The sequence below is a fragment of the Micromonospora sp. NPDC006431 genome, assembly GCF_042870725.1.
GTDB lineage: Bacteria > Actinomycetota > Actinomycetes > Mycobacteriales > Micromonosporaceae > Micromonospora.
Genome location: NZ_JBIAHQ010000056.1, coordinates 1 through 12,143, shown reverse-complemented (window position 1 = coordinate 12,143; position 12,143 = coordinate 1). Strand labels below are relative to the sequence as shown.

General features: G+C 68.2%; 6 protein-coding genes and 1 pseudogene. 5 read left to right on the top strand and 2 right to left on the bottom strand.

Features of this window, described 5'->3' with window-relative positions:
• The first annotated feature begins 228 nt into the window (after positions 1-228).
• The 5 genes and pseudogenes from ACFYM6_RS35720 to ACFYM6_RS35700 all read left to right on the top strand — a co-directional run bounded on the left by ACFYM6_RS35720 (position 229) and on the right by ACFYM6_RS35700 (position 9,150).
• On the top strand, positions 229-468 hold the full coding sequence (locus ACFYM6_RS35720) for a hypothetical protein (protein ID WP_387281893.1): 240 nt from the start codon (positions 229-231) through the stop codon (positions 466-468).
• Between the two features lie 241 nt (positions 469-709).
• The gene (locus ACFYM6_RS35715; RefSeq protein WP_387281892.1) at positions 710-1,312 is read left to right on the top strand and encodes a hypothetical protein; all 603 of its coding nucleotides are present in this window, start codon (positions 710-712) and stop codon (positions 1,310-1,312) included.
• 449 nt (positions 1,313-1,761) lie between these two features.
• Positions 1,762-2,178, top strand: a pseudogene (locus tag ACFYM6_RS35710) (winged helix-turn-helix domain-containing protein); the annotation flags it as partial.
• Between the two features lie 121 nt (positions 2,179-2,299).
• The gene (locus tag ACFYM6_RS35705) at positions 2,300-5,239 is read left to right on the top strand and encodes a M20/M25/M40 family metallo-hydrolase (protein ID WP_387281891.1); all 2,940 of its coding nucleotides are present in this window, start codon (positions 2,300-2,302) and stop codon (positions 5,237-5,239) included.
• Positions 5,240-5,706: 467 nt separating this feature from the next.
• On the top strand, positions 5,707-9,150 hold the full coding sequence (locus tag ACFYM6_RS35700) for a hypothetical protein (RefSeq protein ID WP_387281890.1): 3,444 nt from the start codon (positions 5,707-5,709) through the stop codon (positions 9,148-9,150).
• A gap of 243 nt (positions 9,151-9,393) precedes the next feature.
• Here ACFYM6_RS35700 and ACFYM6_RS35695 read toward each other — a convergent pair whose 3' ends face one another.
• Both ACFYM6_RS35695 and ACFYM6_RS35690 read right to left on the bottom strand, forming a co-directional pair.
• Complete coding sequence (locus ACFYM6_RS35695; protein WP_387281889.1) at positions 9,394-10,782, bottom strand: hypothetical protein; 1,389 nt, start codon at positions 10,780-10,782, stop codon at positions 9,394-9,396.
• Entirely contained in the window at positions 10,779-11,282 is a 504-nt protein-coding gene (locus ACFYM6_RS35690) for a SigE family RNA polymerase sigma factor (protein ID WP_387281888.1), read from the bottom strand. Before ACFYM6_RS35690 ends, ACFYM6_RS35695 begins: the two co-directional genes overlap by 4 nt.
• Positions 11,283-12,143: the final 861 nt, after the last annotated feature.

Genomic DNA, 12,143 nt, shown 5'->3' with positions numbered 1-12,143 from the left:
CTTCGTCGTGGTGAGTCGTGACAACCCCCAGCAAACAACCGCCGAGGGTGACTGTCACGAGGAGCGGAGGCCCCGCTCCTTCATCCCATCAAGGGGTCGTCGGTTCAAATCCGGCCGTCCCGACAGCGAGAGGGTTTCCGCGGGTCAGCGACTTGCGGAAACCCTCTTCTCATTGCTTGGCATGGATGCCTGATCAACGAGCTGCTGGCCGGCTTCGAGGCATCACAGGTGCTCTCCGAGGTCGGGAAGCATGACCGGATCACCGCCGAGGTGAACATCTCGGTCTCGTACTCCAAGGACGAAGACGCCGCCATGCGGTCGTTCCGCCTCTCGGAGGCCGAGGAGGAGGAGCAGAAGCAGCGGTTCCTCACCCCGGACGACCCGCTGTGCTTCCTGGTGGTGACCGCGAAGCTGATGACTGGGTTCGACGCCCCCACGAGGACGTCCTCTACCTGGACAAGCCGCTGAAGGCCCACACCCTGTTTCAGGCGATCACCCGCCCGAACCGCACCTGGGTGTCCCCGACCGGGTTCGTGAAGACCTCCGGTGTGGTCGTCGACTACATCGGCCTGGCCGAAGAGGTCCAACGGGCTGTCGTCGACCCACCCCGGAAGGGGCAGGCAAGGGCGGCGGGTTCGTCACCGACCTGTCCGAGCTGGTCGCCGAGTTCCGCACCGCCTTCGCCCGTATCGAAGACCTCCTCGCCGGCGTGGACGACCTGGACCTCACGGTCCACGGCTACGAGTCCGTGCGGGCCATCAACGTCTTCCTGGACGCCAACCCCGGCGCCGCCGAGGTTTTCTCCAAGGACTACCGGCTCCTGGCCCGCCTGTCTCCGCTCATCAACACCGACAAGCGGATCGCCAAGTACCAGGACGGCTTCGGGCTATTCGGGTCCGTGTACACGACCCTGTTCAAGAAGTCCTCCGACGAGGAGAGAAAGGAACGGCTGGCCGAGCTGGGACCGATGGTCCTGGAGATCATCAACGCCCACGTCCACTCCTTCACCGTCGTCGCCTCCCAGGAAGAGCCCCTCGTCCTGGACACCCAGGGCATCGCCATCCTCAAAGAGCTGCTGGCCCTCGTCCGCCTCAAGCCCGGCAAGGACGATGGCGAGGACAGGACGCCGCCGTCCGCGGCGGAGATCCTGGACCACATCAAGGCCGCCCTCGAAAAGGGCGTCGGACCGGGTCCGCGAAATACACCGCTCTCGCGGAACGAATCAGGCTGCTGCGCGACCGGATCATCCAGAACGCCCAGGACGCCCTGGACTTCCTGTCCAACGCACTCCGGATCGCCTGCGCCACCGTGAACGCCGAGAAGCACCCCGACGAAGCCGTCGTCGTACTGGACAACGACCACGTAGGCGTCCTGTCGCGGATCATCCACGACCACGCGCCATCCGGCCTCCCCGTCACCGAGCGGAACCTGGCCGAGGAGATCGACCACGTGGTCACCCGAACCCTCGCCCAAACATGGGACAACGCAGACGCTCGCAACCGAGGCGTTCGCCGCGCCACCGCCGCCGTCTTCCGTCGGTACATGTTGAAGCCGGTCGGGGAGCGTACGACTCCACCGTCGCCTACATCGGAGCCCACTACCTCGTTGACTGACGAATGCACGGCGTACCGGCAACCTGTGGTGTTCGCCGGACTCGTCGCACGCTCGGGCCTGCCACCTGGCCCTGGGCCACCGACCTCGCCAACGCCATCGAACGCATCCGCCGCCTGCCGGTGCCCGCCACCTGACCACCCACCCCACCGCCCCGACGACCAGGACCGGGTGGCGGGGCTCCGCGCGGGCGCCGACGACTACGTGGTGAAGCCGTTCTCCATGGCCGAACTGCAGGCCCGGATCGAGGCGGTGCTGCGCCGGCCCGCCCGCGCCGCGCGGGCCGAGGCGACGCTGCAGGTCGCCGACCTGCGGGTCGACCTCAACGCCCGGCAGGTCTGGCTCTCCGACCGGGAGGTGAACCTGACCCGCAAGGAGTTCGACCTGCTGATGGCGTGGGCCCGGCAGGCGGGCACGGTCGTGTCTCGCGAACGGTTGCTGATGGACGCATGGCAGACCACCCGGAAGGCCAGACACACCCTCGACGTCCACGTCGCGGCCCTGCGCGGCAAGCTCGACGACGCCGGCCTGGTGGAGACCGTACGCGGGGTGGGCTACCGGCTGCGGCCGAGCTGGCGGCACCGGCCGATTCTCATATCATCCTCAAGAAATCCCGCCCCGTCGGCCGCTGGCGGCACGGCTGGCGTGTGCTGTCGCCACCGTGTGATCCCCCTGTTCTGGAGCTTTTATGAGAGACAGACGGACGACCACCTTCTCCGTCCTGCTCGCCGCGACCCTCGCGGCGACCGTTGCGCCCGCGCCCAACGCGTCCGCGGCCAGCCTCGGCGAGGAGCGCTTCCAGCCGAGTGTCACCTACGATCTGTCGGTGACCGACGCCGAGCGCGACGCGATCCACGCGGAAGTCGAGGCGTTGGCTGGACGCGTCAACAGCGCGCGGGCGGGGGACGGCACCTACGACCCGCTCAGTCTGGTCGGGGCGATGCTGGACGGGTCGAGCTACGACTCCATCTCCCGAGGCGGCACGGCCGCGACGGCGTACCCCTTCCCGGTCAGCAACACCGAAGCCAACCAGAACGAGTACGACCGCAAGGTCGCCAAGCTCGCCTGGGTGGTCAAGCTGGCCACCGACCTGGGTTTCCCGGTGGTCGTCCAACGCCAACCCGACAAGTACGTCTACGCAGAGATCGGTGACCCGGACGCCCCGGAGATGGTCATGGCGTTGAGCCACCTCGACTCGCCGACGGCTTCCGTTTCGCCAGCCCAGCTGGCGCGCTGGCGGGACGCCGATGGCAACCTCGGCACTCCTGGTGCGTACCACTCGCCCTATGTCCAGGACGGCTGGGTCTACGGGGCGGGCATACAGGACGACAGCGGCCCGACGCTGGCGACGCTGCTCGCGGCCAAGGCGCTGCTCGAGGCGGGGTTGCCCCTCGACCGACGCATCCGCATCGTCATGGGAATCTACGAAGACGGCGGTCCCGGCACGCCCTCGACGGCGAACACCGCCACCTTCCAGTCCATCCCGTACAACTCGAACCCGAGCTTCTACGACAACTGGGCCTACAAGAACCTCAACCGCGAGGAGATCCCGATCGCGGCCTACACCTCCGACTCGCGGTTCCCGGTCATCGTCGGCAACTCCGGATCGGTGACCCCGCCGGTGTCGATGAGCTTGGCCGCGGACAGCACCAAGGCCTTCCGGCTGACGAATGCCACAGCCGGCGTCACCCTGCGCGAAGGCGACCCGACGCTCAAGGACATCGCCTACGGCAGCACCACGCAGATCGCCTCGCGGGCCATTTTCACCCTCGACGTGGCGGGGGCCGGCTCCGCCGAGCGCGACCGATTCGTAGCGGCGATCACCGCTGCCGCGACCACGAAGGGTTGGCTCCCGGCCGCTCCCCGCACCACGCCCAAGGTGCAGACCACGATCACCGGCGACTCGCTCACGCTGGAGATCAACACCGATGTGGCGATGGAGATGCCGACCCCGCAGTACGGCAAGAATGCCGTCGTGTGGGGAATGTTCCTCCTCTCCAAGGGACTCGGCGCATTGGGAACCACGGCCGCCGACATGCAATTGAAGAAAGCCGCCGACGGCATCGCCGACCTGTTCTTCCGCGACGGTGTCGAAGGCGAAGCCTATATCGGCAAGTACATGGGCATCCCGGCGAGCCTGTTGCGCAACCCGAGCAACGGCACGCCGAACCTGACCTTTGCCCTCATGGGAGGCATCAATTCGGAGACCCCGACGAGCTTTTACACGGACGGCTCCGGCATCCTCAGCATGCCGATGTATGTGCGCAGCATGCACGTCACCGCGGCTGACTCCAGCCAGGCAACGACGGCGGTCACGGCCGCCTTCCAGGCGAAGGGGTTCACCATCGGCAACCTCGGCTCGCCCGTCGGCGCCGGGTTGTACGTCACTCACGACAACCCGCTGACGGCTCTTCAGTTCGGGAGCTACCAAGCCTCGATCAACCGCAACCCGAAGGAGTTTGCGGATCCATATTCCCTCCGGGACGTGGTCTATCCGCAGGGCACGACCGGTGGCACCCTGGCCAGCAGCTTCCGCAACAAGATGACCGCCTTCGGCGCCGTCATCCCTGGTAACGAGCGCTGGTGGCACACGGCCAACGAGCGGATGAAGGTCGACTCGGCAGTGCAGATGACCAAGATCATGGCCGATGGCATGCTGGAGATGGCCCGGTACTCCGGGCCCGCCGGTGCCAAGTTCATGTGGGCAGACATCCCGGGGCTGAACGCCGACCGGGCGGACCTCGACCTGCTCGACGTCACGATCGGAACCTACAAGGACGCGTCGGCCGCGGTCGGCACGAGCCAGTTGGGCACCCAGGCCCTGCTCGGTGCCACCTCGTTCAACATCCCGATGTGGAACGGGCGCGGCAACTCGACCCCGACGGCGTCGGCTTTCGAACTGGGGCACGCCCCGGGAGGGGTCTACTTGCCCCTGACCGACACCGAGTACCTGAACACCAGTTACGTGGCGCCGATGCGTCTGGAGTTCAAGGTGGAGCGCCCCGACTACATCTCGGACGCGGCTTGGGCGAAGTTCGTGGCCGGCGGCTACGGCGACTTCCAGTTCAACATTCTCGTCGGCGACGCGGTTGTGCCGCTGGCCGTTCCTGCGGGGCAGAGTGCGGACAAGTACTTCTCCTCGCGCATCTCGGCCAACAACCCCGACGCCATCTACCTGTCGGTCAACCTCGCGATCACCGATGCCCCGTACACCGGGGTGCAGGCCATCCTCGCGGATTCCAAGACGGACCTGTACAAGGTCAATCCGACGTACTTGGCCTCAAACCCAGATCCGTTCCCCGGGCGCGGAGCCATCGAACAACGGGGCTTCTTCCTGTTCGGTGATGGGCAGAAGAACGCGGAGTTCTCTTCACCCGACGCGGTCTACGTGACAGTCGCCAACGCGGTCATCGATGCGAAGCCGTCGGCGGTGGTGAAGAAGCTGAAGGGCAACACGAACGAGTTGACCATCACGGTGAAGCAGACCCACATCGACGGCAGCGAGTCTCCTGTGACGGCCACGTTCACCATCGACAACAACGCTGCTGGCACTTACACCGTCGGCGATTACAAGGTGTTCGTCGATACCAAGGGCAACACCCAGGTGCGGTCGATCTCCATCGTGTGACGCGTGTGAACCGGAAGTTCCGCGCGCGCACGAGAGGGCATGCGCGGTGGCAGGATGCCTCGACTCGGGGTCAGCGGCCGCCGGGGTGCGAGGCACATTGACAACGGAGTGGAGCCATTGCCGTCGGTAGTGGCTCCACTCCGTTGTGCGCCATTGGGCGTGGCGGTTCCGGTGGGTTGCTAATGAGAGTTACCGGGTCGGTTACGGCGGACTTGGGTCCGGTAGCCGCTGGCGGGTGAGCGCTCCCCGTTGCAGGACGCATTGCCGCGCGGCGCGGGTAGTCGCGCCGTGACGGATCATCACGGGATGGACGAGAGCCATCGGAGCCTCAGTCGTGCTGCTGCCGTACGGGAGCGATCGACGCACTGGTGCCGGGGGTGGTCCGTAGCCCGTACGATACTGCAGTAGGAGTCGTGAAGGCTCGATGGGCGACTATGTCGATTCGCGCTTGTTCAGGTGGGGTATGAATGGCCAACGACCCGTCCGGCTCGCACGGTAGAGATCGGGCGCTCACGCTTGTCCGTGAGTTCGCGACCCGGCCGGAGGCGGAGGGCTTCCCAGCCACCCGCCGCGCGCCGATCATGATCTTCACCGGCCCCAAGGGCTGTGGAAAGAGTGCGCTGCTGAACGCCCTGGAGAGCGGCCTCCAGGGCAAGGTTCCCTACGCGCGCGTCGACTGCGGCACGTTGAAGAGCACCACCGCCTGGGAAGTGTTGTCGCTGCTCGCGTTCGGCCTTAACCGCAACGCCGCCGGCTACCGTTCGATCCCATTCCCCCGCTTCGTCACGGCCCAGGTGGCGATCGCTACGCAAATCGACTCCCCGGGCCCTAGCGCCCGCCTGATCGTGCGGACGGCGCTGGAGAACGCTCGGCGCATCGACCAGCTCCGCGCGTTCCTGTCTGCCCTGGCGCAGGATGTGACCGGTGCCATCGCGGGAGTGGACGGCGTCCCGGGGGCGGCCACGGCCGTCCAGTACGCGCCGAACCTCATCCTTGACGGCCTGGTGTCATGGCGGCGTGGCCGCCGCGTCGTGCTGGGTGAAGGGCTGGAGTGGTACGGCTCCGGCAACCAGGCCTACGACGAGTTGGTCCGGCTCAACCTGCTCACCCGGGATGACGCGAGCGAGGCCGAACGCAAGGAGGCCACCGAGCTGCTGTGGGCCGCTTTTCTGGCCGACCTGCGGGCCGCGTTCGACAAGGGGCGGGCCGACGCGTGGTCGCTGAACTGCGTGCTGCTGCTGGATGACATCGACAGCAAACCCGGTCGCCTGCTCTACCGGGCGCTCGCCGACGCCCGTCGTGGCGAAGCCGACCCGCTGACCGTGGTGGCCACCAGCGCGGGCGGCGTGGCACGGCACGTGGCGCCAGACGAGGAGATCCCATTCGCCGAGGAGGCGAGCTACGACGACTATCTCGAACGCCGGCAGGGTGCTTACGAGAGCGACTCCTACCCGGTGGCGCTGCGCGACCTGACCTTGGACGAGGTCAAGGACTTGGTGTCCGAGGTCGCCGGCCCCCGGCTCAACGCGCGCCGCGCGGTCGCGGCTGAGGTGTACCGCTTCACCCGGGGTCACCCCGCCGCCACTGCCGTGATCGTCAAGGCGATCGGCGACCATACCGGCGGCGCCGTCCCGTTGAAGCGGCTGCTGGAGTCCCGATGGCGAGGCCCGGTCGACAAGGCCCCGGTCACCGTCGAGGAGCGGCTACTGCGCGAGCTGCTCGGCTCGCGGCCGGACGCGGTCCTGGCCCGCCTGGAAGCCTGCTCCGCGGCCTGGGACGTCGAGCAGGCCGACGAGTTGGCGCGTAGCGGCCTGGTGACTCCGCCGCGTGATGGTGCCGGGCTCGTGCCCGCCGAACTGCAGGTGCACGACATCGGCACGGGCCGCGTAGTCATGTTGCCCGCCCTGCGCCACCTGCTGCTGCGCCGCCTCGCTGCCACTGAGGAACGATGGACGGCAGTGCACACCTGGTTGCGGGACAATGGCAGAGAATCCGACCGCTCCTACCACGCGCTGGCGCTGCGGGATGTCGACGCGGTGGTGCAGCGTCTGCAGGAGTTGCTGCCTGACGCGCGGGCCTGGTTTGCCGAACTCGACAGGGTTACCGCCGCGCCCAACGACCTCGACACCGACGAGGCTGACCCCGGGCGGGTGCTGGCGGTGGCCGGCCGTACCGGACCGGCGGATGAGCCGGGCCGGACGATTGCCCGGGTGGTGGCGGCGTTGTGGGCTGCGAGCGACCCGCTGTCCACCGCTGACCGCGCGGACCTCTACGCCAGCGCCGCGTGGGACCTGAAGACGCTGGCGCAGCAGCCGGGCGTCGCGCGCAACGACTTCCTGAAAGCGGCGGCGCTGATCGAGGCCAGGGCCGAGGCCGGCGACAGCGCCGTGCCGAGCCATTCCGGCCGGCAGCAGGCGTTGACGCGACAGCGCGAGCAGGTCGACTTCACTCCTCCGACGCCGAGGCGCGTGCGGCGCAGGGCACGCATCCGGCGGGCGGCGATCATCGCGGCGGTGGCGCTGGTGCTGGTCTCCGCAGGTGCCGTCGGGGTGTCCAGGTTGACCCGCTGCGGCGAAGGCGTCCACAAGCGGGACGGCGAGTGTGTCGGGGTCACCGACGGCTCCTACGTGTTCGACGGCCAGCTCGCCGCCGTGCAGCAGCGGATCTTGGAGGAGAACCGGCGCGTGCAGCAGCAGCCGCACGTCACCGTCGCCCTCCTCACGCCACTGCTGCCCACCGACGTGGGCAGTGTGACGTGGCAACGGGTCCGCGCCCAGCTCGAGGGCGCTCACGTCGCCCAGCTGGCAGCGAACGAGGACAAGCGCGAACCGAAGGTCCGACTGCTGCTGGCCAATCCCGGCAGCGGACAGCAGGAGTGGCGACGGGTGGTCGACCAGCTGATCGAGCTGGCCGACGACGAACGGCTGGTCGGCGTGATCGGGGTCGGCCAGAGCACCACCAACGCCCAGGAGACAGCACGCGCGCTGTCAGCGGCCGGCATCCCGATGGTGGCCTCGGTGGTGACCGCCACCGACTTCCATGTCGAACCGCCCGCCGAGCCAGGCGGGCCCACCCGCTACATCAACGGGTTCACCCGGGTCAGCTCCACCACCGGCAACCAGCTCGCCGTGCTCTCGGACTACCTGGCCGGACAGGGTGTCCGAAAGGCCATGCTCGTCTACGACGTCAACGAGACCGACCTCTACACCGCCGGGCTCTACAAGGAGTTCAAGGCAGCCGCAGCGGGCCGCAACCTGTCGATCAGTGTGGAGAGCCGGTTCGACACCGAGGCGTCGCTGGACACCCAGTTCCGCGAGATCATGCGAGACCTCTGCGGCGACGGCGCCCCAGACACGGTGCTCTACGCGGGCCGCGCGGTACTCCTGGACGATCTGATCAACAACCTGCGGCAGCGCGGTTGCGCACGGGACCGACGCATCAGGCTCGTCACCGGTTCAGACGCGTCGATGCTGCGCACCAGGCCGGACCTGCTCCCCCGGGCCGAACAGCCGAACCTGTCCATCGTCTACACCCCGCACGTCGATCCGGACGCCGCGCGGGAAATGGGAATCACCGAGTTCGACCGGCTCACCGCCGAGTTCGAGCGGCTCGGATTCGACACCACCGACCTTGCCGACGGCTGGAGCGTGATGATGCACGACGCGATGCTGGCGCTGTCGGAGGCGATCAGCCGCACCGCCAACGGGTTGAAACCTGGGGAGTTGCCCACGCGCCAAGCCGTACGCTCTGAGTTGGGGCGATCTGACCGCGAGCGCAACAAGGTGCGCGGCGCTGGTGGTACCTTCACGCTCGACGCCGCCACCGGCAACGCAGTCGGACGTCGGCTGCCCATCATCGAGGTCGGGCCAACCGGGGAGTTCCAGGTGAAGGCGATCCTGGCCACGCGCTGAGTCTCGGCATCGCTGACGCCGACGCCGTCGAAGCGTTCAAGGCTGCGCTCAGCGAACCGATGGACAACCGTGAGGACACCCCCATATTCGCGTATCCCTAGGACTCAATTGCCGACGCATGTCCCGACCTGCAACCGCTACAACGTGCGTACCCCGAGGCGCAGAGAGCGGCAGCCATCCGCGATCTTCATCTAATCCCAGGCCGGGCCGTGTGCCGTTGCGTGTGTTGTCCAGCCTTTGTGATCATGAGGATCGCCCACCCCGTCGACGTGCTTGCCTGGCCCGCCGGTTGTGGAACCAGAGCGCCAGCCCTTCGCGATTGCGGTACGCCGCGATACCGGCCACCAGGACGGTGATGAGGACCGCCCAATACCAGAATCGGGGACCCACCCCGTGCGGCGGGCTTGCGCCGCGGGTGCGGCCGCTGTGGATCACGTCGTTGGAAACGTCGATCGAGACGACGTCTTGTGGAGCGGTGAGCAGGGTGGTGGGAACCTCTGCGCCTCGGCCGAGGGCCAGCACCCGGACGGTGCCGACGTTGCCGTACGCCAGTCGCTCGCCCATGTTCAGGGGTACGTCGAACGTGGCCGGCGCGTTGGGTGCAGGCTGGTAGGCGACGACCCACGCGGACCCGTCCGCCGCCCAGCCCAGCAGCTGGATGGCGGTCACCCCGGAGACGGCCGGGGTGTCCATCGCGCCGAGGTCCCGGCCGGTGGCCGGGTCGATCTGTCGCAGGCTCCACCTGTCGCCGTCCAGCCGGGTAACCGTCAACGCCTGGCCGTCTGTGCTCCAGGCGCCCTTGCCAGCCAACTCCGTCTCGGGCGCGAGGGTGAACGAGGAGAGCCGCCGGCCGTCCAGGTCGGTGACGGTGACGGTCCGTCCGGTCTGGAAGGCGAGCCGGGCACCGTCCGGGGCGAATGCCGGCGAGGCGAAGCCCTCGGGCTCGTCGGCCAGCCGGGTCCGGCGATTGCCGTCCAGCCAGACGATGCTCAGCATGCCCCGGTAGGCGCTGCGCTCCGGGTTGGTCGGCACAGTGTCCCCGACGAGCAGCGCTCGGCCGTCCGGCGACCAGCCGGCCGGTCCGGTCAGGACCGTGCCCGGGACGCCGCTGGACACGGTACGGCTGCGCCCGGTGACCAGGTCGACGATCTCCACCCGGGGCGCGAGGCCGACCGAGCGGAAGGCGATCCGACGGCCGTCGGGAGACAGCACTGTGTCCCCGCCGGCTAGCGCCTCCCTTTCGCCCTTGATGATTCGGTAACGATCGGCGTCCGCGCCGACGACCGCGATGATGCTGCCCTCGTCGCCGTACATCAACCCGGGAGCCTGACCTGTGAAGATCACCGAGGCGGGGCCGAGTCGCGGCCGATCGGTGGCGTGCAGACTGCCGAAGGGCGGCACGCTGACCCGGTCGGGCAGCGCGGCGTCCACGCCGGCCGCCGGGCCGACCGCGGGGGTACGGGCCAGCGGCAGCACCGCCCCGGCCAGCGCGACCAGCACCAGCACCGCCCCGGCCGCGAGCACGGTACGGCGGCGGTGGCGGCGGGCCGTGGCGAGCGCCTGCTCGTAGACCGGGTACGCGGGGATGTCGGCCGCGGCGGTGTGCAGCACCTCGCGAAGTCGGGCGGTCATCGTGGGCTCCTTTCCGCCGTCCGGTCGACCAGGTCGGGGGCGATGGCGCGTAGCCGGCGGACCGCGTCGTGGCTGTGCCGCTTGACCGGGCCGACCGAGCAGCCGAGCACCTCGGCGACCTGCGACTCCGTCAGGTCTTCGTAGAACCGCAGCACGACCACGGCACGCTGGCGCGGAGTGAGCTGACGCAGCGCAGCCGCGAGGCTCAGCCGCAGCGCCGTAGCGTCTGAGTGGTCGTCACCGGCCCGGTCGGTGGGCTGCGACTCCAGCCGCTCGGCCAGCCGTCGGCGCCGCCACCAGGAGACCTGCTGGTGGTACATGACCCGCCGCACGTACGCTTCGGGGTCGCCGCCGTGGATCCTCCGCCAATGCCGGTACGTTCGGGCCAGGGCGGTCTGCAACAAATCCTCGGCAAGCTGATGATCACCGGTGAGCAGGTAGGCCATCCGGGACAGCGCCGGCGACCGGTGCACCACGAACTGATGGAACGTCTCGGTCATGCCCACCCCCTCGCACGTTAGAACGCCTCCCGTCGCCGCGATGGTTGAGGCCGGGGGCGGCGGGAAAGCGAGCACCGCCCCTGTCCGCCGGTCAAGCCATGTGACCAGCCCCGTTTCCTGCCGAATTGTTCTCTTCGATTCGTCACGGCGGCCCGCAAGCGGGCCGCGCCGGCCGCGCTCGGCCTGCTGGCGGCGCGAGCGCCGGCGGGAAGACCGACGGAGCTTGAAGCAGCGCCGGGATGGCGGACTCCTGTGACGATACGACGTTCTTGCAGGGGTGTACGTGGGAGATCCGGGGCACCTATGGCAGCGGAGTGGCCTGCATCAGTTCCAGCTTGTGCGGTGCCAGGTCACAGGGCATCGGAGCCGTTTCGGTGTCGAGGTAGTGGTGGTGTCGCCCGTCTCGGGTATCCCAGCTTTCATTGACTTCGTACTGCTTGCCGAGGCGGGATCGGAGGTGACGCCACGCGACTTTCCGGAGATCGGAAGCCTTATCGATGCAGTGACCATCGATTTCATGCCGTGGGGGGAGTTGCGGTTGTCCGCTCGACCGTCGTCGGTCACGAGACAGCGCGAAGCGGATAGCCAATAAACTCTTTCGACGTCACGCCAGGCAACGAGGATCTACGTTCGCGTAGCAGCCTGAGGTGAGTGACTGTCTGGGTGACGACGCGCACGAGCCGTGGCGGACGTCCACGGACTCTGGCGGAAGGTTGCCGCGGGTAAAAACTCTTGGCGAGGCAGGTCGGCGAGTCGTGTTGGCTGCCTGGGGGTCATCCCTGAAGGAGCGGGGCCGGTCAAGTATCGAAACGTCGGGTGTTTTAGCCGTTTTCTGATGGTTTCCTGGGCGGGTGTGGGCAC

What these genes read in the sequence shown, in the direction of transcription:
- ACFYM6_RS35705 (WP_387281891.1), top strand. Translation starts at nt 2,300, where the DNA reads ATGAGAGACAGACGGACGACCACCTTCTCCGTCCTGCTCGCCGCGACC.
- ACFYM6_RS35700 (WP_387281890.1), top strand. Translation starts at nt 5,707, where the DNA reads ATGGCCAACGACCCGTCCGGCTCGCACGGTAGAGATCGGGCGCTCACG.
- ACFYM6_RS35695 (WP_387281889.1), bottom strand. Translation starts at nt 10,782, where the DNA reads ATGACCGCCCGACTTCGCGAGGTGCTGCACACCGCCGCGGCCGACATC.
- ACFYM6_RS35690 (WP_387281888.1), bottom strand. Translation starts at nt 11,282, where the DNA reads ATGACCGAGACGTTCCATCAGTTCGTGGTGCACCGGTCGCCGGCGCTG.